Consider the following 23,122-nt stretch of genomic DNA (forward strand, 5'->3'; position numbering starts at 1 on the left):
CCCCCCCCCCCCCCCCCCCCCCCCCCCCCCCCCCCCCCCCCCCCCCCCCCCCCCCCCCCCACCCCCCCCCCCCCCCCCCCCCCCGGGGCCCCTGGAGCGTCGAGATCGCGTGATCTCGACGAAGCGGGCCTCCGGCTAGTCGGAGAAGACCTCGATCGAGGCGCCCATCTCCACCAGCCGCTCGTAGAGGTGCTCGTAGCCGCGGGCGATGATGTCGACGTTGCGCAGCACCGACGTCCCGCGCGCGGCGAGCATCGCCAGCAGGATGCACACCGCGGGCCGCAGCGCCGGCGGGCACACGACCTCGGCGTTGCGCCAGCGGGTCGGCCCGGTGACCAGCACCCGGTGGGGGTCCATGAGGCGGACGTCGGCGCCCAGGCGGGTCAGGTCCGACAGGTGGATCGCCCGGTTGTCGTAGACCCAGTCGTGGATGAGCGTCGAGCCGGTCGCCGACGCCGCGATCACCGCGAAGAACGGCAGGTTGTCGATGTTGAGCCCCGGGAACGGCATCGGGTGGATCTTGTCGATCGGGGCCTTGAGCTGCGACGGGTGGATGGTGACGTCGGCCAGCCGGGTGTGGCCGTTGTCGGCCAGGTACTCCTCCGAGAGGTCGTACCGCAGCCCCATCTCGGCCAGCACCGCGAGCTCGATCTCCAGGAACTCCACCGGCGCGCGGCGCACCGTCAGCTCCGAGCCGGTCACGATGCCGGCGGTCAGCAGGCTCATCGCCTCGACCGGGTCCTCGCTGATCGTGTAGTCGACGTCGGCGTCGAGGACGGCGCGCCCGTGCACGGTGAGCGTCGTCGTCCCGAGGCCCTCGACCCCGACCCCGAGCAGCTGCAGGTACAGGCACAGGTCCTGGACCATGTAGTTGGAGCTGGCGTTGCGGATGACGGTGGTGCCCTCGGTGCGGGCCGCGGCCAGCAGCGCGTTCTCGGTGACGGTGTCCCCGCGCTCGGTCAGCACGATCGTCCGCCGCTCGGTCGCCCAGGGGTCGACGCTGGCGTGGTACTCGCCGGCGTGCGCCTCGATCGCCAGCCCGAACGGCCGCAGCGCGATCATGTGCGGCTCCACCGTGCGGGTGCCGAGGTCGCAGCCGCCGGCGTAGGGCAGCCGGAACTCGCGGGCCCGGTGCAGCAGCGGGCCGAGGAACATGATGATGCTGCGGGTCCGGCGGGCGGCGTCGGCGTCGATGCCGGCCAGGTCGAGCTCGTCGGGGACCTGCAGGGTCAGGTCGCGGCCGGCGGCGTCCCAGGTGGCCGAGACGCCGATCGAGCGCAGCACGTCGAGGATGCGGTCCACCTCGACGATGCGGGCCACGTTGCGCAGCGTCGTCCGGCCCCGGTTGAGCAGCGCGGCGCACAGCAGCGCCACGGCGGCGTTCTTCGACGACTTCACCGTCACGCTGCCCCGCAGCGGGGTGCCGCCGGTGACCCGCAGGTGCGTGGGCCCGGCCGGGCCGACGCTGATCAGCGGGCTCTCCAGCGCCTCGGAGAGGCGGCCCAGCAGGTCGAGGGTGAGGTTCTGGCCGCCCTGCTCGATGCGGGCGACGGCGCTCTGGCTGGTGCCCAGGCGCTCGGCGAGCTGCTGCTGGGTCAGGCCGCGGTGCCGGCGGGCGTCGCGCACCAGCGCGCCGATCCGCACGGCGGTGGCGGTGGAGGAGGGCAGGACGGTCGAGGGGGCCGTCGTCTCGGCCGTGGACTCGGTCGCGGTCACGGGGGTCCACGGTATCTCGTAGGTGAGATGCCCCGGCGAGCCACGCCGGGAGGGACCGGTCCGCCCGGGGCGGACGGCAGACTGTCGGCATGGAGGTCCTGGTCACCGGAGGCACCAGTCCGCTCGGTCAGAGGTTGGTGCCCGTCCTGCAGCAGGCGGGTCACGGGGTGCGGCAGATGTCCCGCCGCGGAGCGGGGCCCGGGGGTGTGCGCGCCGACCTGGCCACCGGCCGCGACCTGGCCGCGGCGGTGCGGGGCGCCGAGGTGGTCGTGCACGCGGCCAGCGCGCCGCGGGGCGACCACTGGCAGGTCGACGTCGCCGGGACCCGCCGGCTGGTACAGGCCCTCGACCGCGAGCGGTTGCAGCACCTGGTGTACGTCTCGATCGTCGGCGTCGACCGGGTGCCGTGGAACTACTACCGGGCGAAGTTCTCCGCCGAGCAGGTGCTGCTGGCCTCCGGGTTGCCGGTGACCCTGGTCCGGATCTCCCAGTTCCACCACTTCGTCGACGAGATGCTGGCCACCGCCCGCCGCGGTCCGGTGCTGCCGGTCCCGATGGGCTGGCAGGCCGCACCGGTCGACGTCGGGGAGGCGGCCGGGTTCCTGGCCGAGGTGGCCTCCGCCCCGCCGACCGGCGACGTCGTCGAGTTCGGCGGGCCCGAGGCGCTCTCGGCCGCCGAGCTCGCCCGCGCCTGGGCGGCCGCCCGCGAGCCGTCGGTGCGGGTGGTGGCCACGCCGCTGCCCGGCAGGCTGTCGGCGGCCTTCCGGGAGGGCGGCGTGCTGCCCGGCCCGCGGGCCCAGCGCGGGCGGCGCACCTACGCCGAACACCTGCGGCAGGGCTGAACCGCGCCGTTCCTGCCGAACTCCGCAGCGGGGCTGCCGGTGCGGGCGTGACGTCCGGAAGTCGCCAGCGGACCGTCGGTGGCGCTCCCTAGGTTCGGTCCGTGCCCTCCGCCCGCCCGGTGTCCCTGCCCGTGCTGTCCGCCGTCGCCGTCACCGTGCTGGCCTGGGCGTCCGCGTTCATCGGCATCCGCGCGGTGGGCGAGGACCTCTCACCCGGCGCCCTGGCGCTCGGGCGGCTGCTGGTCGGGACGGCGGTGCTGGCGCTGCTGTGCCTGGGCCGCGGCTGGGTGGCGCCCACGCGGCAGGAGTGGCGGCTGCTGGCGGTGTGCGGGATCGGCTGGTTCGGCGTCTACAACGTGGCGCTCAACGCCGCCGAGCGGCACCTCGACGCCGGGACGACGGCGATGCTGGTCAACGTCGGGCCGATCCTCATCGCGGTGCTGGCCGGGGTCTGGCTGCGGGAGGGGTTCCCGCGCCGGCTGGTGGCCGGACTCGCCGTCGCCTTCGCGGGGGTGCTGCTGATCGGGCTGGGCGGCCGGGGGAGCGGGGGTGACCTGCTCGGCGTCCTGCTGTGCCTCGTCGCCGCGGTGACCTACGCCGTCGGGGTGGTGGCGCAGAAGCCGGTGCTGCGCCGGCTGCCGCCGCTGCAGGTGACGGCGACCGCGTGCGCCATCGGGGCGGTGTGCTGCCTGCCCTGGGCCGGTGCGCTGGTGACCGGGTTGGCCGCCGCCCCGGCGTCGTCGGTGCTCGGCACGGTCTACCTGGGCGTGGTGCCCACGGCGCTGGCGTTCAGCACCTGGGCCTACGCGCTGGCGCGCACCGAGGCCGGCCGGCTGGGGGTCACCACCTACCTGGTGCCGCCGCTGGTGGTGCTCATGTCGTGGCTGCTGCTCGACGAGGTCCCCACGCCGCTGGCCGTGGCCGGCGGGGTCGTCTGCCTGGCCGGCGTCGCGATCTCACGCCGTCGCGGGACGGTCCGTGCCGCGGTCCGCGTGGCCGAGCCGGTTCACAGGTAGGCGCGGGGGTCGACCGCCGGGGGCAGCTCACCGGGGACGATCCGCCGGCCGGTGACCGCCGTCGGGATCAGGCGCAGCCAGTGGCCGTGCTCGCCGGGCGCCCACGGCTGCAGCCCGGTGGCCCGCGTGCGGGCGACGAGGTCGGCGCGGTGCTCCGGCCCGACCTCCTCGGCGACCCCGCGCACCAGGACGCTCCACCCGCTGCGGGTGCGCCGGTCGATCTCGTCCACCTCGAACGTCACGGCGGCGTGGTCGGCGGCGGCCAGCTTGGTGCCGGGCGAGGTGCGGATGACCACCGTGGTGCCGTCCATGGCGTAGTTGACCGGGAAGACCAGCGGGTGGTGCTCGGCGTTGACGGCGAGCCGGCCGATCTCCTGGGTGGCCAGGAGCCGGTGGCACTCGTCGACGGGGATCTCCTGCAGCGTGCTCTCGGCGCTCACGGGCCCATCGTGGCGGCGGCGCCGGACGCCCGCGACCGGTTCACCTCCGGCGCGGCCCCGCCCACGGGTCGTCGGGGTCGAGGTCGTCGTCGGGGTCGTCCCCGTGCTGGTCGGCGGGGTGGACCGGGTCGCCGGCGACGGCTCCCCGCGGGCCCGCGTCGGTGCGCCGGGCGGCGGCCTCCAGGGCGTCGTCGCGCTCGGCGGCGGCGCGGGCGCGGGCCAGCCGCTCCTGCTCCCGCTCCTCCGCGCGCAGCTGCCGGCGGCTGGGACGGCCGGTGACCGGCTCGGTGCGGCGGCGGGTGAGCCACCACAGCGCCGGCCCGGCCAGCGCCAGCCCGATCGGCAGGACGTAGGCCGCGGCCCGCTCGGTGCCGCCCTCGCCGAGCAGCCCGACCACGCCGGCGCCGTAGAAGACGGTCATCGCGGTGCCGAACAGGCCCAGCAGCACCACGGTCGTGCCCAGCGCCTCCGACCACGGCCGCACCGCGTACGCCAGCGCCATCAGCCCCAGCCCGCCGGCGAGCAGGTACAGGACCGCGCCGGTGGTGTGCAGCGACGGGCTGGTCAGCCGCGGGAAGACGCCGACCAGCAGCACACCCAGCGCGGCGGCGCCGAGCAGGGCCACCGCCGGGCGGGCGGCGCGGCCGCGCAGCGCCGGCAGCAGCGCGACCGCGCCGGCGGCGATCAGGGCGGCCTGCACGACGAACGAGGCGTTCATCAGCGTGGACCCGGGCCGGGTGGGGTCGCCCAGCGCGCTGATCGCCTCCGCCGACCGCGAGTAGGGCAGCTCGGAGCGCAGCTGCACGACCGTCTCGACGACGAAGAACTGCAGGGTCAGCACCCAGGCGAGCGCGCCCGCGGTGATCCGCTTCCTCGGCACACCTCCCATGGTCCCAGCCGCCGTGGTCCCGACCCGCCGCGGCGGGGTCAGTCGAGGGCGGCCAGGACGGCGGCGTACTGGGCCGGCGTCAGGTACGACGGGTTGCTGCCCGCCGGCATCCGCAGCACCTCGGCGTCCCGGGTGACCGGGTCGGCCAGCAGGTCGGCGCGCGGGAGCGGGACCCCGAGCAGGGTGAACCGGACGACGGCGACCGGTCCGCGCCCGTCGGAGCCGACCGGGCCCGCCAGCACCCCGGTGGCGTGCACGCCCGGGCGGTCGCGGCCGCTGCGCCACAGCAGGACCGGGTCGCCCGGCCGCATCAGCCCGAGCCGGTAGGAGGGCCGCAGGCAGCGGGTCACCTCGTGCGCCCGGCCGGGTGCCCAGCCCGGGACCACCGCCTCGGGCGGGCGCGCGGTCTTCACCAGCCAGCAGCCGACGTCGGCCCGGCCCAGTCGGGTCACCGGCCCATCCCAGCAGCCGGGCCGGGCGCGCGCCCGCCGTCGCCGGCCGGGGCCGGTCCGGCGACCGGGTGCGCGACGAGCTCGGCCGGGCGCGGCGCGGCCGCGGTTCCGCGACGCCGTGGGGGAGGTCGTCGCCGCCACCCTGACCGCCTCGGCGAGGCGGTCAGGGAGGGTCTTCAGTCGGTGGCGGAGTGGAACTCCGCGCCGGCCGGGTCGGCGTCGTCGGAGCCGACGGCCTGCCGCTCCTGCTCGGTGCGGTGCTGCAGCGCGTCGTCGTTGGGCCGGGGATCGGCCTTGCCGTGCTGCTGGCGGTCCCGGGGCGCCGACTCCTCGGTGTCCATGACGTCGTCGAGGGTGGGGCGGTCGGGTGGGGTGGTCATGGTGCTGCCTCCGCTGCGTCGTCGGTCGGTCCTGCAGGCCATAGCCGTCGCGCCCGGCCGGAAACCCTCAGCGCTGCTCCAGCGAGCCGGCCGGCAGCCACGCCTCGACCAGGACCGGCCCGTGCGCGCCGGGGACGGCGTAGGCCACCCGGCCCTGCCAGCCCCCGGGCCGCTGCCGCCACTCGACGAGCAGCCCGGGGACCCGGCCGGAGCTGCCGGGCGGGTCGTGCACCCAGCAGTGCCGTCCTGCGCCCTCCTCCCGGGGCCGCGGCTGGGGAGCGGCCTCGGGGAGCGGGCCGGCCGGACGGACGCCGGAGTCGGCGGCCCGCTCGCCCAGCGACGGTCGCGACGACCCCCGGTGCATCCCACCTGCCACCTCGGCAGTCTGGCACGGCGGTCGAACGCGCGTTCGATCGTCCGGTGCGGTCGCCGCGTCGGTAGTCGTCGGCGTGTCGACATGCCGACACGCCGACTTGCCTGTGATGTGGGTCACACCGCGCGCTGACCGTCACCCGGTCGTCACGTCCCGTTGTTGGACTGTGCACGACGGGTGCTCACCATGTGCAGGTCCCCGCACCTCTCGAAGGGTCATCCGTGCGTTCAACTCCCGGCTCCCGGCGCATGCTCGTGCGCCGCGCCGCACTCGGCACCACCGCCGCGTCCCTGGCCGTCGTGGGCCTGCCCACGGCCGCCGTGGCCGCGCCGCCCACCGCGCCGTACGTCTCCGAGATCCACTACGACAACACCGGCACCGACGCCGGTGAGTTCGTGGAGGTCCACCTCCCGGCCGGCACCTCGTCGGCCGGTCTCTCGGTCGTGCTCTACAACGGTGGCAACGGCACGGTCTACGACACGGACGCGCTGCCGGCGGTCACGGCTCCGGCGGACGCCCCGGCGGTCGCCACCGTCAGCTACCCCGCCAACGGCGTCCAGAACGGCGACCCCGACGGTGTGGCGCTCGTCCGGGGGACCGAGGTCCTCGAGTTCCTCTCCTACGAGGGGACCTTCACCGCGACCGACGGTCCGGCCGCCGGCAGGACCAGCACCGACATCGGCGTCCGGGAGGCGGGCACCGAGCCGACCGGGCAGTCGCTGTCGCGCACCTACGACGCCAGCGGCGACGCGCTCGTGTGGGCCGGTCCGGCCGCGGCGACCCCGAACGCGGTCAACCCCGCCGGCACCACGACCCCGCCGCCGCCGGTGACCGGCCCCTGCGAGACCACCCCGACCCACGAGATCGGCGCGGTGCAGGGCACCGGGCCGGCCACGCCGCTCAGCGGGCGGACCGTCACCGTCCGCGGCGTCGTCGTCGGTGACGTCCCCGGGCTGTCCGGCTTCTACCTGCAGGACCCCGACGGCGACGGCGACACCGCCACCTCCGACGGCGTCTTCGTGTTCAGCCCCGCCGCCGTGGACCTCGGCGACACCGTCGCGGTGACCGGCCAGGCCGGCGAGTTCGGCGGCCAGACGCAGATCACCGCGCGCACCGACGTCGACGTCTGCGCCGACGGCACCGGCGCGGACCTGCCGCAGCCCGCGGCGCTGGACCTGCCGGCCGACGACACCGCCCGGGAGCGGCTCGAGGGCATGCTCGTCCAACCGGCCGACGCCCTCACCGTCAGCGAGGTGTTCGACCTCACCTCCTTCGGCGAGCTGACCCTCTCCGAGGGCGGCCTGCTGGTGCAGCCCACCGAGCTGGCCCGCCCGGGCAGCCCCGAGGCGCAGGCCATTGCGACGGAGAACACGCTGCGCCGGATCGTCCTGGACGACGGCCTGAGCGCCCGGGTGAACGTCAACACCCGTCCGTACCTCTCGCCCACCACCCCGGTGCGCGTCGGCGACGAGCTGACCTTCACGCAGCCCACCGTGCTCGGCTACGGCTTCAGCCAGTGGCGGCTACAGCCGGCCGACGGCACCGCGGCGGGCACCTTCGCCCCGCAGAACACGCGGCCGGCGAGTCCGGACGAGGTCGGCGGTGACGTCCAGGTCGGCGCGTTCAACGTGCTGAACTACTTCGTCACCCTGTCCGGACCCAACGCCCGGGGTGCGAGCAGCCCGGCGGAGTTCGAGGAGCAGGCGGCCAAGATCGTCACCGCCATCGAGGCGCTGGGCGCCGACGTGGTCACCCTCATGGAGATCGAGGACACCGACTCCACGGGCACCTCGCCTGGCAACGCCGACGGCGCCCTCGCGGACCTGGTGCAGCGGCTGAACACGGCCGCCGGCTACGACAAGTGGAGCTACGTGCCGCTGGCCGACGAGCTCTACGCGGTCGACCGCGACGTCATCCGCAGCGCGATCATCTACCAGAACGACGTCGTGCAGCCGGTCGGCGACTCCGTCGGCCTGGTGGACGAGACCGTGTGGGACAACGCCCGCGAGCCGCTCGCGCAGACCTTCGTGAAGGACGGCGACGCGTTCACCGTCGTGGCCAACCACTTCAAGTCGAAGAACCCCGGCACCGACCCCGCGCCGACCGGCGACAACGTCGACGACGGTGACGGCCAGGGTGCCTGGAACGGCGACCGCGTGCGGATGGCCGAGTCCCTCATCGCGTTCACCGAGGAGCTCCGCGGGACCACCGGTGACGAGGACGTGCTCCTCCTGGGCGACTTCAACGCCTACACGCAGGAGGACCCGATGGTCGCCTTCTACGAGGCCGGCTACGACGACCTGGGTTCGTTGTTCGACGAGGGCCGGTACAGCTACGTGTTCGACGACATGTCCGGCTCGCTGGACCACGCCCTGTCGACCGGTGCCCTGACCGACAAGGTCACCGGGGTAGCGCACTGGAACATCAACTCGGTGGAGTCCTTCGCCTACCAGTACACCGGCGACCCGGCGCTCTACGCCCGCGACCCGTACCGGTCCAGCGACCACGACCCAGTGGTCCTGGGCATCGACCTGGAGGAGCGCTGCAACGGCCTCGTCCCGACGATCCGCGGCACCGAGGCGGGGGAGACCCTGCGCGGCACCGCCGGCGTCGACGTGATCATGGGCCTCGGCGGGAGCGACACGATCACCGGCGGGACCGCCGACGACGTCGTCTGCGGTGGCGCCGGTGACGACCGGCTGGCCGGTGAGAACGGCAACGACCGGCTGCTCGGCGGCTTCGGCGTCGACACCCTCGACGGCGGCAACGGCGACGACACGCTGGTCGGCGGGCCGGGGGAGGACGACGTCCTGACCCAGGGCCGTGGCACCGGCAGCAGCGAGCAGGAGGGCGCGGAGTCGTGAGCGACGGCTGATCCGCAGCCGAGCACCCGTCCGGCGCGGCCCCGGGGAACCGGGAGCCGCGCCGGACGTGTTCTCAGGAGCCCGTGCGGGCCTCCCCGCCGGCCTGCTCGCCGATCGCGTCCTCCTCCGGGTCGCTGGTGCGCCGCACCCCGTCGGCCAGGATGCGCGCGACCTCCTGGAGCAGCGCGTGCCCGGCGAGTTCCTCCACGGGCACCGGCAGCGGCAGCGACCAGTTGGGGCGCTCGGTGGTGCCCGGCACGTTCGGGCGGCGCCGCACGCCGAGGGCGTCGTCGAGCGTGGCCGACAGCAGCAGCGACGGTGCCCGCCCCAGCAGCTCGTGCGCCCGCTTCACCGCCGTCTCCGGCCGGGCGTTCTTCCGAAGGCCCGGCAGCTTCTCCAGCAGCGCCGTCCGGCCCCGCTCGAGCTCCTCGTCGGTCCCGGTGCCGTGCTCGCGCTGCTCCTCGACGTCGGCGCCGCTCCACAGGCCCGCGACGGTGGGCAGGTCGTGGGTGGTGACGGCGGCCATCGCCTCCTGCGGCCACTCGGCCGGGTCGTCGTCCTCGAACCACAGCAGCCGGTAACCCAGGATCCCGTGTTCGGCCAGGGCCTCGCGGACGCCCTCCTCCACCGTGCCGAGGTCCTCGCCGACCACCACCGCCTGCGCCCGGTGGCTCTCCAGCGCGACGATGTCGAGCAGGTCCTCGGCGGGGTAGCGGACGTAGGCGCCGTCGACGGCGCCGCCCTCGGCGGGGACCCACCACAGCCGGAACAGGCCCATCACGTGGTCGATGCGCAGCCCGCCGGCGCCGGCCATCGTGGCGCGGATCGACTCGACGAACGGCTCGTAGTCCGCCTCCCGCAGCCGCCACGGGACCAGCGGCGGGGAGCCCCAGTCCTGGCCCTGGGCGTTGAAGGCGTCCGGCGGGGCCCCGACGCTCACGCCCTGCGCCAGCACGCCCTGCCAGGTCCAGGCGTCGGCGCCGCCGCCGGCCACGCCGATGGGCAGGTCCTGGATGACGGTCATGCCCTCGGTGGCCCGCTCCAGCTGCAGCGACAGGCACCACTGCAGCCAGGCGTGGAAGGCGACGTCGCGCTCGTGCTCGGCGACGAACCGGCCGACCGCCTCGCTGCGCGGGTCGCGCAGCTCGTCGGGCCAGGTGTGCCAGTCGGGGCCGTGGACGTCGGCGAGCGCCGACCAGGTGGCCCAGTCCTGCAGCTTCTGGCCCTGGTGCCACCACCAGTCGGGGAAGGCGGGGTCGTCGCGTCCGGTGGCGTCGAAGACCCGGCGCAGCGCCTCGCGCTTGCGCGCCCAGATCGCGTCGCGGTCGATCAGCTCGCCGTCGGACAGTACCCGGCCGGCGTCGCCGTCGACGTCGACCCGGTCGGCGCCGGGGACCTCCTCGACGCGCAGGTAGACCGGGTTGCGGAAGCGGCGGGTGGCCGGCAGGTACGGGCTGGCCTCCTGCTGCGGGGTGGGCGCCACGGCGTGCAGCGGGTTGACCAGCACGAACCCGGCCCCCTGGTCGGCGGCCATCTCGCGCACGGCCCGCAGGTCGGCGAGGTCGCCGATGCCCCAGCTGCCCGCGCCGCGGGTGGCGTAGAGCTGCACCGCCCAGCCCCAGGCGCGGTCCGCGGGCAGCCAGCAGCGCCCCGGCGACACGACCAGCCGGCGCCGCGGCTCGCCGGGGGCCTGCAGCCAGTGGTAGCCCAGCGGGAAGTCCTCGGGCAGCTCGCCGTCGACGTGCCGGGTCGAGCCGTCCTCGAGGGTCACCTCGGCCTCGTCGACCTCCAGGACGTCGCCGGGCCGGGCCACGATGGGCGCCCGCTCCTCGAGGTCCTCCGGCGGCTCGCCGATCACCTCCCGCAGGCGGTCGATGGTGGCCGGGGCGACCTGGTGTTCCTCGTCGAGGGCGTCGAGCCAGGTGGCGTCGATGCCCCACCGGTCGGTGCTGGGGGTGCGTGTCACCCCCCGATCCTCACGGGGGGCAGGGCTGATCGCAGCGCAGGACGGGAGTGGCGCCCCCCACCGTGCCGTGGCCCGGTGCGGCATCCTCCCCGCGTGGACGGGGCCTGGCTGCTGGTGCACCCGCCGCTGCTGGGGCCCGCGGTCCTGGGACCGCTGGCCGCCGAGCTGCGCCGCCGCGGCGCGGAGGTCGCCGTGCCGGACCTGCGTGCCCGCGTGCAGGACCCCGCGTCACCGGCTCCCTCCGCGGCCGGCTGGGACCGGCGGTGGGCGGCGGGCGCGGGCGGGCGCGCCGACGTCGTCGTCGGGTTCTCCGGCGCGGGCATCGTGCTGCCCGCGGTCGCCGCCGCCGTCCGGGCGGGGCGGGTGGTGTGGCTCGACGCGGTCCTGCCGCCGGCCCCCGGGACGGCGCGGTGGCCGGCCGACGTCCGCGAGCGGGTGGCGCCGCTGACCGGCGACGACGGCCGGGTGGCCGACTGGACGACGTGGTGGGGCCCCGACGCGATGCGCGAGCTGCTCCCCGACGAGGAGGTGCGGACCGCCGTCCTCGCCGAGGGGCACCGGCTGCCGGCGGACCTGTGGTCGACCGGCGTCGCGGTGCCGCCGCTGACCGCCGAGCCCCGCTACGTGCACCTCTCGCCGGCCTACGACGCCGACGCCGCCGAGGCGCGGGCCCGCGGCTGGCCGGTCGCCGGGGACGGCCGCGGCGGGCACCTCGACGTCGCGACCGACCCCGCGACGACGGCCGGGCTGCTGGGCTGACCTTGCGGCACCCGCCGGTCCGCCGCGCGCGCCCTCCTGACCTGCGGTAGGCACGAGCGGTGACCGTGATCGGGTTCCACAACTCCCACGAGCAGGTGCACCCGGCCGATCTGCTGGCCGCCGTCCAGCACGCGGAGGAGGTCGGCTTCACCGCGGCCATGTGCTCGGACCACTTCGCGCCCTGGAACTCCGCGCAGGGGCACTCGGGGTTCGCCTGGTCCTGGCTCGGCGCGGCGCTGGCCACCACCGGCCTGCCCTGCGGCGTGGTCAACGCCCCCGGGCAGCGCTACCACCCGGCGGTCATCGCCCAGGGCGCCGCGACGCTCGCGGCGATGTTCCCGGGGCGCTTCTGGATGGCGCTGGGCAGCGGGCAGGTGATGAACGAGCGGATCACCGGCACCCCGTGGCCGCCCAAGCGGGTCCGGGACGCCCGGCTGCGCGAGTGCGTCGACGTCATCCGCGCGCTGCTGGCCGGCGAGGAGGTGACCCACCGCGGGCTGGTCGACGTCGAGCGGGCGCGGATCTGGACGCTGCCGGAGCAGCAGCCTGCGCTGATCGGGCCGGTGATGAGCGTGCCGACGGCGCGGCGGCACGCCGACTGGGCCGACGGCATGATCACGATCAACCAGCCGCACGAGACGCTGCGCGAGCTCACCGGCGCCTACCGCGACGCCGGGGGCCAGGGCCGGCTCGTGCTCCAGGTGCACCTGTGCTGGGACCCCGACCCGGAGCGGGCGAGGTCCGTCGCCTTCGAGCAGTGGTACACGAACACCTTCCCGCCGCCGCTGTGCTGGGACCTCGACGGGCCCGAGGCCTTCGAGCAGGCCAGCGTGTACACCCCGCAGGAGGCGGTCGAGGGCGCCGTGCGGGTCAGCTCGGACCTCGGGCAGCACGCCGCGTGGCTGGCCGAGTACGTCGACCTGGGCTTCGACGAGATCTACCTGCACCACGTCGGCAAGGAGCAGAAGCCCTTCCTCGACGCGTTCGGCGAGCACGTGCTGCCGCAGCTCGGCGTCACCCGGCCCCAGCCCGCGGTCGCGCTCGACGGGCCCGGCGGCCCCCGACGTCCGCGGCAGGAGCCCGAGCCCGGCCCGTCCTTCGTGCTGCCCGAGGGCCGCCCCGGCGGGTGACCCGGCGGTCCGGGCGTCCCCGGCGCCCCGAGAGCGCACCTGGTGCCGCTCGCGGCAGCGTGTCCGCACGTGTCACCGGCAGCAACCGACCACTCGACGCCCCGCGACACCCGAGCCGAGGGAGCCCGCATGAGGATCACCGACACGGCCGACCTGTGGTGGAAGACGGCGGTCGTCTACTGCCTCGACGTCGAGACCTACATGGACTGGAACGGCGACGGCGTCGGCGACTTCGAGGGACTGGCCCAGCGCATCGACCACCTGGCCGACCTCGGCGTCACCTGCCTGTGGCTGATGCCCTTCTACCCGACCGCCGAGCGCGACGACGGCTACGACATCACCGACTTCTACGGCGTCGACCCGCGCCTGGGCACGCACGGCGACCTGGTCGAGCTGATCCGCACCGCGAACGACCGCGGCATCCGGGTGATCGCCGACCTGGTGGTCAACCACACCTCGATCCGGCACCCGTGGTTCGAGCAGGGCCGGCAGGCCCGGGACGCGCCGTTCCACGACTTCTACGTCTGGCGCGACGACGAGCCGCCCGACACCTCCGACCAGGTGGTCTTCCCCGACCAGGAGGCGTCGACCTGGACCCACAACGAGCCGACGGGCGAGTGGTACCTGCACCGGTTCTACAAGGAGCAGCCCGACCTCGACGTCACCAACCCGCGGGTGCGGGACGAGGTCGCCAAGATCATGGGGTTCTGGCTGCAGCTGGGCCTGTCGGGCTTCCGCGTCGACGCCGTCCCCTTCTTCCTGGAGACCGAGGGCGGGGACACCGACGAGTTCCCCGAGCCGCACGACTACCTGCGGGCGCTGCGGTCCTTCCTCGGCCGGCGCACCGGCAGCGGGGTCCTGCTCGGCGAGGTGAACCTGCCGCACGAGCAGCAGCGGGAGTTCTTCGGCGGCGACGAGGGCGACGAGCTGACCATGCTGTTCGACTTCGTCGGCATGCAGGCCACGTACCTGTCACTGGCCCGCGGCGACGCCGGCCCCCTGGTGCGGGCGCTCACCGCCCGGCCCTCGCTCAACCCCGACAGCCAGTGGGCGACCTTCGTCCGCAACCACGACGAGCTCACCCTCGACAAGCTCTCCGAGGACGAGCGCAAGGAGGTCTTCGCCGCCTTCGGGCCCGAGGAGCGGATGCAGGTCTACGGCCGCGGACTGCGCCGCCGGCTGCCGCCCATGCTCGACGGCGACCCGCGCCGGGTGCGGATGGTCTACAGCCTGCTGTTCTCCCTGCCCGGCACGCCGGTGCTCTTCTACGGCGAGGAGATCGGGATGGGGGAGGACCTCGACGCCGAGGGCCGGCTCGCCGTCCGCACGCCGATGCAGTGGACGTCGGGCCGCAACGGCGGGTTCTCCTCCGCCGAGCCCGACCGGCTGCCCGGCCCGGTGGTCAGCGGCGGGTTCGCGCCGGAGTTCGTCAACGTCGCCGACCAGCGCCGCGACCCCGACTCGCTGCTGTCGTTCGTCAAGCTGCTGGTCCGCCGCTACCGCGAGTCCCCTGAGCTGGGCTGGGGGTCGTTCCGGGTGCTCGAGCAGCCGCACCGCGAGGTGCTGGCCCACCTCTGCGCGTGGGACGACGGCACGACGCTGGCGGTGCACAACCTCGGCCCCGAGCCGCGGACCGTGCCGCTCGTGCTGGAGGGCTGCGACGCGTCCTCCCGGCTGGAGGACCTGCTGGAGACCCGGACGACGCCGATCGGTGACGGCGGCGCGGTCGAGCTGACCCTCGACGGCTACGGGTACCGCTGGCTGCGGCTGGTCACCGAGGGGAGCCGCCGCCTGCCCTGACCCGGGCGGTGCCGCGCGACGGCGGCCCCTAGCCTGAGCGGCGATGACCGAGCCCAGCGTCCCTCCCGCCGCCCCTCCGGCCGTTCCCTCGGCCACCGCGCCGCCGACCGCACCGGTTCCCACGGGCGCCACCGCGGCGACCGCCGTGCCCGCCGCCGGACCCGCCGTCCCGCCGGACGGGTCGCTCCCGCCCGGGCAGCGGCCCACCGGCCCGCTGCCCGGCCGCCCCCCGGCGCCGCCCGCGCCCACGCCGTCCGCGGTGCCGTCCCCGGCCCACCGGCGCTCCGGCCCGATGACCCGGATGGGCCCGTGGGCGCCGGTCGCCGGGGCCGTGCTGGGCCTGGTCGCGGGTCTGCTCGCCGCGCTGCTGCTGGCCGGCCGCGCCGACGCCTTCGCCGAGGAGCTGGCGCTGGTGCTGCTCGTCGTCGGGCTGACGCTGCTCGGCGCGGCCGGGGTGCTGCTGGCCGACGAGGTGCGGCTGGTCCGCCGCGGCACCCGGGAGGCCGGCGTCCGCCCGTCCTGGGTCGAGGCCACGGCGGGGCTGGTCAACGGGCTCACGCCGGCGCGGCTGCTGCTGGCCACCTCGGCGTTCGTGCTGTTCCTGGCCGCCTACACCGGCCGCTGAACGGGTCCGCCTAGGCGACGGTGTCGGGGTCGCGCAGGGTCGCGGGGTCCAGCCGGCCCTCGACGATGTCGTCGGCGACGTCGTCGACCACCCGGCCGGTGGCGAAGGCGTGCGCGCGCAGCACCGTCAGGGTGTCGACGACGTCGAGGCCCAGCGCGACCGTGGCCACGCCGGTGGCCTGCCACACCCGGCTGCGGCGGCGGGCGTCGGGGGAGTCCCACCACCGGGCGCCCTCGTCGGCCGGCGCCGCCCCGGACGAGCGCACCATCTCCTCGGTCAGGACCAGCAGCGCGGCCTCGACGTCGTCGCGCGGCACGGACGTGAGGGTCTCCAGCTCGCGCGCGTAGAGGTCGACGATCACCGTCGGCCCCAGCGGCGGCGCCAGCGGCAGCGAGAACACCGCCCGGAAGGGCGTCTCGCCCAGCAGCGCGGTGTGCAGCTCCGGCCAGTTGCGGTTGATGTCCTCGATGTCGAAGACGATCGCCTGACCGGTGTCGTGGGCGCGCAGGCACGGGCCGTCGCCGGCGGTGAACTGCAGCTGCTCGGCGTGCGAGGTCGTGCGGTCGCTGGCGCCGATCGGCGTCCGAAGACCCGCGCCCTCGTGGATGCTCAGCGCGGCGCCGTCGACCCCGACCGCCTGGGCGAACGCCCGGGCCAGCCGCGAGGGCGCCATCTCCGGGCCGGTCTCGTCCTGGGTCGCGGGCTCCTGCAGCGCCTGGAGGAACCGTCCCGCCGCGTCGTTGCTCGTCACCGTCTGCCGTCCTCCTTCTCCGCCGTCCACCATCGTGCCCCAACCCCCGCGGCACCACCCGGGGGCCTCAGCGGTAGGCGTCCACCGCCAGCACCACCGCCAGGCCCAGCCCGGCCAGGCCGATCAGGCGGCGCAGCAGGGGCTGCGGCGCGCGGCGCACCACCCGCGGTCCCAGCCGGCCGCCGGCCAGGCAGCCCAGGGCCAGCGGGAGCACCGCGCTCCACACCACGGGGGCGAGCACCACGAAGCCGACGGCGGCCACCGCGTTGGCCACCCCCAGGACGACGTTCTTGAAGGCGTTGCTGCGCGGCAGGCCCTCGCCGGTGCCCAGCAGGAACAGCGCCAGCAGCAGCACGCCGGCCGCGGCGCCGAAGTAGCCGCCGTAGACGGCCACCAGTGCCGTCCCGGCGACCAGCCACCACGGGTCACGGCGTCGGTGCCGGCGCGCTCCCTCGGCGGCCAGCTCGCGCGGCGGGCGCTGCAGCACGATGGCCAGCGCCGCCCCGCCGATCAGCACGGGCACCAGCCGCTCGAACGCCTCGGCCGGCGTGACGAGCAGCAGCCCCGCGCCCGCGGCCCCGCCGAGCACCCCGGCGGCGACCAGGGGCAGCAACCGGCGGCCCTGCCCGGACAGCTCCGGCCGCGAGGCGCTCACCGACCCGACGCTGGTGAGCACCAGCGCCACGGTGTTGGTGACGTTGGCGGTCACCGGCGGCAGCCCGGTGGCCAGCAGCGCCGGGTAGCTGACCAGCGAGGCGAGCCCGGCGATGCTCCCCGACAGGCCCGCCCCGATCCCCGCCAGCACCAGCAGGAGCCACTCGAGGACGCTCACGGGCGTCGGGGTCGGCGGGCGGGCATCCGGACGAGCCTGTCACGGCGGCCGGCGCACACTCCTCACCGGGCCAGCAGCACGCCGACCGCGACCGCGCCGAGCACGACGATCGCCGCCCGCAGCACCGCCTGCGGCAGCCGCCGGCCGTAGCGCGCCCCGAGCGGCCCGCCCGCCGCGGAGCCGGCCGCGACCAGCGCCGCGGCCGTCCAGTGCACCCGGTCGGTGGCCACGGCGACGTAGACCAGCGCCGCCACCGCGTTGACCGTCGAGCTCAGCACGTTCTTCAGCGCGTTGAGCCGCTGCAGCGGCTCGGCCAGCAGCAGGCCGAACAGGCCCACCTGGAGCACGCCCTGGCTGGCGGCGAAGTAGCCCCCGTAGCTGCCGGTCGCGTACGCGGCGGCGACCAGCCCGGCCAGCCGCGGCCCGCGCGGGGGAGCGCCCGGCGCCGGCTGCCGCGCCGCCAGCCGGCGGGTCAGCAGCGGCTGCACCGCGACCAGCACCACGGCCAGCCCGACCAGCGCCGGCACCACCGCCTCGAACGCCGCCGCCGGCAGGTGCAGCAGCAGGACCGCGCCGGTGAGCGCGCCCAGCGCCGAGGCCGGCACCAGCCGCAGCAGCAGCCCGCGCTGCCCGGCCAGCTCCCGCCGGTAGCCCACCGCGCCGCCGACGCTGCCGGGCACCAGCCCGAGGCTGTTGGAGATGCTCGCCGTCACCGGCGGCAGGCCGGTGGCGAGCAGGACGGGGAAGGTCACCAGCGTCCCCGAGCCGACGACGGCGTTGATCGCGCCCGCGGCCAGTCCCGCGGCGGCGACCGCGAGCGCCTCCAGCGGGGTCACGCGGTCACCGCCGCCGGGCCGTCACGCCAGGCCGGTGACCGTGGCGAGCAGGGCGTCGTCGAGCGGCCGGTCGGCGTAGACCAGGCGGACGGCGGCCGGGTCGGGGTTGCCGGCGTCCGGGCCGCGCCAGGCCAGCGTCAGCCCGGCCCGCTCGGCCCGCGCCCGGGAGCGCTCGTTGTGCTCGAGCAGGTAGGCGACCACCGGGCGGTCCGGGGCGACGGCGTGCGCGGCGTCCAGCGCGGCGGTCACGAGCTCGGCGGCCAGCCCGTGGCCCCACGCGGGCGGGGTGAAGCGGTAGTAGAGGTTCCACCACGAGGTGCCGGGCGGGCAGGCGCAGCCGCCGGTGCCCACCACCTGGCCCGGCCGCAGCGCCGGCACGTCGGCGTCCTCGCGCAGGCGGGCGGTCCAGTAGCCGAGCCCGGCGTGCGCCCAGTCCGCCACGGAGTGCCCGATCCGGGTGGCGACCTGCTCGCGCGAGGTGACCCGGCCCGAGGGCAGGTGCGTCCAGGTACCGGGGTCGGACAGCAGCGCGTAGTGCTCCTCGAGGTCGCCCGGGACGACGGCGTCCAGCCGCAGCCGCGGGGTGGTGACCGGGCTCAGGTCCACGCGTCGTCCCTCCGGCCGGCGCCCACGACCCGCAGCACGAGCTCGCCTGCCTCGTCGGAGGCGCCGAGGTCGACCTCGGCGTCGATGCCCCAGTCGTGGTCGCCAGCCGGGTCGTCGACGATCTGCCGCACCCGCCAGAGCCCCGGCGTGCTGCGGTCCCACACCAGCAGGCCGGGCCCGCGGGCGTCGGCGCCGGTGCCCACCTCGTCGTGCTCGGCGAAGTAGGCCCGGACCACCTCGCCCCAGCGCTCGGCGTCCCAGCCCGCGCCCGAGTCGAGCTCGCCCAGGTCGTACCAGCGGCGCCGGGCCCACAGCTGCACCCGGGAGAACAGCGCGTTGCGGACCATCGCGGTGAACGCCCGCTCGTTGCCGGTGAGCGGCCGCGCCCGGGCCGGGACGGCCACCGGTTCGTCGAGGGGCTGGTCGGGGCTGGTCAGCTGCTCCCACTCGTCGAGCAGCGACGAGTCGACCTGCCGGACCAGCTCGCCGAGCCACTCGACGACGTCGGTGACCTCCTCGGTGCGCGCCGCGGCCGGGACGCCCGAGCGCAGCGCCTTCACCGCGTCGGACAGGTAGCGCAGCACCGCGCCCTCGGAGCGGGTGAGGCCGTAGACCGAGACGAACTCCCGGAAGGTCATCGCCCGTTCCCACATCTCGCGGACGACGGACTTGGGCGACGGGTGCGCGTCGCGGGCCCACGGGTTGCTGCGCACGTAGACGTCGAAGGCGTGCTCGAGCAGCTCCTCCAGCGGCTTCGGGTACGTGACGTCCTCGAGCAGCTCGATGCGCTCCTCGTACTCGATCCCCTCGGCCTTCATCTGCGCGACCGCCTCGCCGCGGGCCTTGTTCGCCTGCGCGGCCAGCACCTGCCGCGGGTCGTCGAGGGTGGCCTCCAGCACGCTGACGACGTCGAGGGCGAAGGTGTCCGAGTCGGGGTCGAGCAGCTCGACGGCGGCCAGCGCGAACGTCGACAGCGGCTGGTTGAGGGCGAAGTCCGGGGGCAGGTCGACCGTCAGCCGGTAGCGCCGGCCGTCCGGCTCGGGCTCGTCGAGCCGTTCCAGGACGCCGGCCTGCAGCAGCGAGCGGGCGATCCCGACCGCCTCGCGGACGTGCCGCAGCTGCCGCTTGCGTGGCTCGTGGTTGTCGGTGAGCAGGCGGCGCATCGCCGCGACGGGGTCGCCGGGCCGGTCGACGACGTCGAGCAGCATCGCCGTCGACACCCGGAAGGAGCTCGACAGCGGCTCCGGCTCGGCGGCGACCAGGCGCTCCATCGTCGCCTTCGACCACGGCACCATCCCCTCGGGCGCCTTCTTCCGCACCAGCTTGCGGCGCTTCTTGGGGTCGTCGGCGACCTTCGCGAACTGCCGCAGGTTCTCCACCTCGTGCTCGGGGGCCTGCACGACGACGGTGCCCGCGGTGTCGTACCCGGCGCGGCCGGCCCGCCCGGCGATCTGGTGGAACTCGCGGGCGTAGAGCAGCCGGGTGCGGGTGCCGTCGTACTTGCTCAGCGCGGAGAACACGACGGTGCGGATGGGCACGTTGATGCCGACGCCAAGGGTGTCGGTGCCGCAGATGACCTTGAGCAGGCCGGCCTGGGCGAGGGTCTCCACCAGCCGCCGGTACCGCGGCAGCATCCCGGCGTGGTGGACGCCGATGCCGTGGCGCACCAGCCGGGAGAGCGTCTGCCCGAACGCCGAGGTGAACCGGAACCCGCCGATCGCCGCGGCGATGGCCGCCTTCTCCTCCTTCGAGGAGACGTTGACGCTCATCAGCGCCTGCGCCCGCTCCAGCGCCTGGGCCTGGGTGAAGTGGACGACGTAGACCGGCGCCTGCCGGGTGTCGAGCAGCTCCTGGATCGTCTCGTGCGCGGGCGTCGTCGCGTACCAGTGGTGCAGCGGGACCGGGCGCTCGGCGGAGGCGACCAGCGCGGTGGGGCGGCCGGTGCGGCGGGTGAGGTCCTCGCGCAGCCGGGTGGTGTCGCCCAGCGTCGCGCTCATCAGCAGGAACTGCGCGCGGGGCAGCTCCAGCAGCGGCACCTGCCAGGCCCAGCCCCGGTCGGGGTCGCCGTAGAAGTGGAACTCGTCCATGACGACCAGGCCGACGTCGGCGTCGGCGCCCTCGCGCAGCGCCACGTTGGCGAGGATCTCGGCGGTGCAGGCGATGACCGGGGCGCCGGCGTTGACGCTCGCGTCGCCGGTGAGCATGCCGACGTTGGCCGCGCCGAAGACGCCGCACAGCGCGAAGAACTTCTCGCTGACCAGCGCCTTGATCGGCGCGGTGTAGAAGCTGCGCCGCCCGGCGGCCAGGGCCGCGTACTGCGCGCCGGTGGCCACCAGCGACTTGCCCGACCCGGTCGGCGTCGCCAGGACGACGTTGGCGCCGCTGACCAGCTCGATCAGCGCCTCCTCCTGGTGCGGGTACAGCGGCGTGCCGCCGTCCTCGGCCCAGCCGGCGAAGGAGGTGAACAGCTCGTCGGCGTCGTCGCCGCGCGCGCGCAGCGCCGAGAGGTCGCCGGGGTCGTCGAGCAGGGGGAGGGGAGCCGTCGCGGTCATCGTGTGGACAGCGTGCCCGACGGCCGCGGCCTTCCCGCCGGGGCTCCCGAGCGGGGTCCCGGCAGGATCTCCGGGTCACGAAACGGTAACGACCGGTGCAGATCGGGTGTGAGGTGGCCGACTCGGGCAGAGAAGGTGAACAATGGGTTAACGGGAGGTGGATGCAACCATGCGAGTCGAGGAACGACCCCTGATCCGGTGGGTGCCCGTCGTGGACCGGCACGGTCACCGGCACATGGAGATGCGCTGGGACGCCGTCGCGCTCGGCGCGCCGGCCGAGGCCCCGCGGCTGGGCAAGACGGCCTGACGGCCGGTCGGGTTCTGCCGCCGGGTGTGCGGGTAGGCGGACGGCGACGCGGTACGGGGGAGACCACCCCGTCCACCGCGCGCCGCCCGCCTGTCCGCGCACCGAGGAGCACCCGTGTCGTCACCCCGCCCCGAGTCCCAGCCCGAACAGCAGCAGACCCCGCCCGGCACGCTGGGCGAGATGGACCCGAAGCCCGACCACGGCGAGGAGACCTACCGCGGGTCGGGGAAGCTGACCGGCAAGGCCGCCGTGGTCACCGGCGGCGACAGCGGCATCGGCCGCGCGGTCGCGATCGCCTTCGCCCGCGAGGGCGCCGACGTCCTGATCAGCTACCTCAGCGAGCACGAGGACGCCGAGGACACGAAGAAGTACGTCGAGGAGGCCGGCCGCACGTGCGTGCTGGTGCCCGGTGACATCTCCGACCGGGCGCACGCGAAGACGATCATCCCGAAGGCCGTCGAGGCGTTCGGCAAGGTCGACGTCCTGGTCAACAACGCCGCGTTCCAGATGAGCCACGACTCGCTGGAGGAGGTCCCCGACGAGGAGTGGGACCACACCCTCGCCACGAACCTGACGGCGATGTTCGTGCTCTGCAAGGACGCGATTCCGCACATGCCCTCGGGCGGGTCGATCATCAACTCGTCGTCGGTGAACTCCGACATGCCGAGCCCGAGCCTCGCGCCCTACGCGATGACCAAGGCCGCCATCGCCAACTTCACCGCGAGCCTGGCGCAGATGTACGCCGAGAAGGGCATCCGGGCCAACAGCGTGGCGCCCGGACCGGTGTGGACGCCGCTGATCCCCTCGACCATGCCCGAGGAGAAGGTGGCCAGCTTCGGCCAGCAGGTGCCGATGGGCCGCGCCGGGCAGCCGGCCGAGCTCGCGCCGGTGTACGTGCTGCTGGCCAGCGACGAGGCGTCCTACGTCTCCGGCGCCCGGGTCGCGGTTACCGGCGGCAACCCGATCCTGTAGCGGCGCGCCCGCGACGATCAGGGTCCCTGATCCCCGGGCGTCCTCCCTCACGTCCCACCGTGGGGGAGGACGCCGCACGATCAGGGACCCTGATCGTGGCGCAGTGCCCCCGCGAGCCCCGCGATCCCGGCCGGGCCGACCCGGCAGCAGCCGCCCACCAGCCGGGCGCCGGCCGCCACCCACCCCGGGACGGCGGCCGGGTCGACCCCGCCGGTGCCGGTCCAGCGCCGCGCCACGGCGTCCCAGCCCTCGCCGCTGTTCGGGTAGGCCACCAGCGGCAGCCCCGCGCCCGCCGCCGCCCGCAGCGCCGCCGGCACGCCCGCCGGGTCGGTGCAGTTGACCCCGACCGCGACCACGGCGCCCACCCCGCGCGCCATGCCGAACACTTCCGCCGCCGGCTCCCCGCGCCGGGTGCGCGCGACGCCGTCGCCGTCGACCACCGTGGTCAGCGACAGCCACACCGGCACACCCAGGGCCTCGGCCTCGGCCAGCAGCGCCTCGGCCTCGGCCGCCGCGGGCACCGTCTCGCAGGCCAGGACGTCGGCCCCGGCCTCGGCGAGCGTGGCCATCCGCGGCCGGTGGAACGCCCGCAGCCGGGCGACGCCGACCTCGTCCGCATAGGCGCCGGTGTACTCGGAGCCGTCGGCGAGCGCGGCGCCGTAGGGCCCCACCGAGCCGGCCACCCAGGACCCCGGTGCCCCACGCCGCGCGAGCTCCACGGAGCGGGCCACCAGCGCCAGCGCCTCCGCGCGGTCGAGGCCGGCGGCGGCGAACCCCTCGACGGTCGCCTGGTAGCTCGCCGTCGTCGCCACCTGTGCGCCGGCCGCGGCGAACGCGGCGTGCGCGGCCACGACGGCGTCCGGGTCGTCGCGCAGCAGCCGCGCCGACCACAGCGCCGAGGACACGTCGTGCCCGCGCGCCTCGAGCTCGGTGGACAGCCCGCCGTCGAGCAGGACCGGACCGGCGGCCAGCGCGGCCGGCAGGGGGGTGGTCACCGCACCATCCTGCGCCCGC

22 protein-coding genes are annotated in these 23,122 nt (G+C 75.7%); 9 read left to right on the forward strand and 13 right to left on the reverse strand.

Annotation, left to right across the window (positions count from 1 at the left end; all coding sequences use genetic code 11):
- Positions 1–135: 135 nt before the first annotated feature.
- Entirely contained in the window at positions 136–1,716 is a 1,581-nt protein-coding gene (locus ACI79V_RS18525; RefSeq protein WP_456891538.1) for a helix-turn-helix domain-containing protein, read from the reverse strand.
- A gap of 89 nt (positions 1,717–1,805) precedes the next feature.
- Here ACI79V_RS18525 and ACI79V_RS18530 point away from each other — a divergent pair, with 89 nt between their 5' ends.
- Together ACI79V_RS18530 and ACI79V_RS18535 are read left to right on the forward strand one after the other, a co-directional pair.
- Entirely contained in the window at positions 1,806–2,558 is a 753-nt protein-coding gene (locus ACI79V_RS18530) for an SDR family oxidoreductase (protein ID WP_456891539.1), read from the forward strand.
- A gap of 101 nt (positions 2,559–2,659) precedes the next feature.
- Positions 2,660–3,574, forward strand: coding sequence for a DMT family transporter (locus tag ACI79V_RS18535; protein WP_456891540.1), 915 nt, complete (start codon positions 2,660–2,662; stop codon positions 3,572–3,574).
- Here the strand turns inward: ACI79V_RS18535 and ACI79V_RS18540 are convergent.
- The 5 genes from ACI79V_RS18540 to ACI79V_RS18560 all read right to left on the reverse strand — a co-directional run bounded on the left by ACI79V_RS18540 (position 3,565) and on the right by ACI79V_RS18560 (position 6,111).
- Positions 3,565–4,014 (reverse strand): pyridoxamine 5'-phosphate oxidase family protein, encoded by a 450-nt coding sequence (locus ACI79V_RS18540; RefSeq protein WP_456875298.1) that lies wholly within the window; start codon positions 4,012–4,014, stop codon positions 3,565–3,567. The genes ACI79V_RS18535 and ACI79V_RS18540 overlap by 10 nt on opposite strands.
- Before the next feature lie 40 nt (positions 4,015–4,054).
- Entirely contained in the window at positions 4,055–4,903 is an 849-nt protein-coding gene (locus tag ACI79V_RS18545) for a DUF998 domain-containing protein (protein ID WP_456891542.1), read from the reverse strand.
- Between the two features lie 38 nt (positions 4,904–4,941).
- A complete protein-coding gene (locus ACI79V_RS18550) occupies positions 4,942–5,355 on the reverse strand; it encodes a hypothetical protein (protein ID WP_456891544.1) in 414 nt (137 codons plus the stop codon).
- Between the two features lie 176 nt (positions 5,356–5,531).
- Complete coding sequence (locus ACI79V_RS18555; RefSeq protein WP_456875301.1) at positions 5,532–5,735, reverse strand: hypothetical protein; 204 nt, start codon at positions 5,733–5,735, stop codon at positions 5,532–5,534.
- Between the two features lie 67 nt (positions 5,736–5,802).
- The gene (locus tag ACI79V_RS18560) at positions 5,803–6,111 is read right to left on the reverse strand and encodes a hypothetical protein (protein ID WP_456891546.1); all 309 of its coding nucleotides are present in this window, start codon (positions 6,109–6,111) and stop codon (positions 5,803–5,805) included.
- Between the two features lie 218 nt (positions 6,112–6,329).
- On the opposite strand from ACI79V_RS18560, the gene ACI79V_RS18565 reads away from it, so the two are divergent.
- Entirely contained in the window at positions 6,330–8,972 is a 2,643-nt protein-coding gene (locus tag ACI79V_RS18565; protein ID WP_456891548.1) for an ExeM/NucH family extracellular endonuclease, read from the forward strand.
- Positions 8,973–9,045: 73 nt separating this feature from the next.
- Here ACI79V_RS18565 and malQ read toward each other — a convergent pair whose 3' ends face one another.
- Positions 9,046–10,938 carry a 4-alpha-glucanotransferase gene (gene malQ / locus ACI79V_RS18570; RefSeq protein ID WP_456891550.1) on the reverse strand — a complete coding sequence of 631 codons (1,893 nt, stop codon included), beginning with the start codon at positions 10,936–10,938 and terminating at the stop codon, positions 9,046–9,048.
- A 93-nt stretch (positions 10,939–11,031) separates the two neighbouring features.
- On the opposite strand from malQ, the gene ACI79V_RS18575 reads away from it, so the two are divergent.
- The 4 genes from ACI79V_RS18575 (at position 11,032) to ACI79V_RS18590 (ending at position 15,252) form a co-directional block, all read left to right on the forward strand.
- Positions 11,032–11,697 carry a hypothetical protein gene (locus tag ACI79V_RS18575; protein WP_456891552.1) on the forward strand — a complete coding sequence of 222 codons (666 nt, stop codon included), beginning with the start codon at positions 11,032–11,034 and terminating at the stop codon, positions 11,695–11,697.
- Positions 11,698–11,756: 59 nt separating this feature from the next.
- A complete protein-coding gene (locus tag ACI79V_RS18580) occupies positions 11,757–12,827 on the forward strand; it encodes a TIGR03885 family FMN-dependent LLM class oxidoreductase (protein WP_456891554.1) in 1,071 nt (356 codons plus the stop codon).
- A 129-nt stretch (positions 12,828–12,956) separates the two neighbouring features.
- Positions 12,957–14,627 carry an alpha-amylase family protein gene (locus ACI79V_RS18585; protein ID WP_456891556.1) on the forward strand — a complete coding sequence of 557 codons (1,671 nt, stop codon included), beginning with the start codon at positions 12,957–12,959 and terminating at the stop codon, positions 14,625–14,627.
- Positions 14,628–14,670: 43 nt separating this feature from the next.
- On the forward strand, positions 14,671–15,252 hold the full coding sequence (locus ACI79V_RS18590) for a hypothetical protein (protein WP_456891557.1): 582 nt from the start codon (positions 14,671–14,673) through the stop codon (positions 15,250–15,252).
- Positions 15,253–15,262: 10 nt separating this feature from the next.
- On the opposite strand, the gene ACI79V_RS18595 is transcribed toward ACI79V_RS18590, so the two are convergent.
- From ACI79V_RS18595 to ACI79V_RS18615, 5 genes are all read right to left on the reverse strand, one after another.
- Positions 15,263–16,003, reverse strand: coding sequence for a hypothetical protein (locus tag ACI79V_RS18595; protein WP_456875309.1), 741 nt, complete (start codon positions 16,001–16,003; stop codon positions 15,263–15,265).
- Positions 16,004–16,070: 67 nt separating this feature from the next.
- Positions 16,071–16,835, reverse strand: a complete 765-nt coding sequence (locus ACI79V_RS18600) for a sulfite exporter TauE/SafE family protein (protein WP_456891559.1) — start codon at positions 16,833–16,835, stop codon at positions 16,071–16,073.
- A gap of 62 nt (positions 16,836–16,897) precedes the next feature.
- Positions 16,898–17,671, reverse strand: a complete 774-nt coding sequence (locus ACI79V_RS18605; protein ID WP_456891561.1) for a sulfite exporter TauE/SafE family protein — start codon at positions 17,669–17,671, stop codon at positions 16,898–16,900.
- Between the two features lie 21 nt (positions 17,672–17,692).
- A complete protein-coding gene (locus ACI79V_RS18610) occupies positions 17,693–18,277 on the reverse strand; it encodes a GNAT family N-acetyltransferase (protein WP_456891563.1) in 585 nt (194 codons plus the stop codon).
- Positions 18,268–20,829, reverse strand: a complete 2,562-nt coding sequence (locus ACI79V_RS18615; protein WP_456891565.1) for a DEAD/DEAH box helicase — start codon at positions 20,827–20,829, stop codon at positions 18,268–18,270. Before ACI79V_RS18615 ends, ACI79V_RS18610 begins: the two co-directional genes overlap by 10 nt.
- Before the next feature lie 169 nt (positions 20,830–20,998).
- On the opposite strand from ACI79V_RS18615, the gene ACI79V_RS18620 reads away from it, so the two are divergent.
- Positions 20,999–21,136: a hypothetical protein gene (locus ACI79V_RS18620; RefSeq protein ID WP_456875314.1), complete on the forward strand. Its 138-nt coding sequence runs from the start codon at positions 20,999–21,001 to the stop codon at positions 21,134–21,136.
- 114 nt (positions 21,137–21,250) lie between these two features.
- On the forward strand, positions 21,251–22,108 hold the full coding sequence (locus tag ACI79V_RS18625) for an SDR family oxidoreductase (protein WP_456875315.1): 858 nt from the start codon (positions 21,251–21,253) through the stop codon (positions 22,106–22,108).
- Between the two features lie 80 nt (positions 22,109–22,188).
- Here ACI79V_RS18625 and mmuM read toward each other — a convergent pair whose 3' ends face one another.
- Entirely contained in the window at positions 22,189–23,103 is a 915-nt protein-coding gene (gene mmuM, locus ACI79V_RS18630) for a homocysteine S-methyltransferase (protein WP_456891567.1), read from the reverse strand.
- Between the last annotated feature and the right edge of the window lie 19 nt (positions 23,104–23,122).

The sequence above is a fragment of the Geodermatophilus sp. SYSU D00700 genome, from assembly GCF_054050255.1.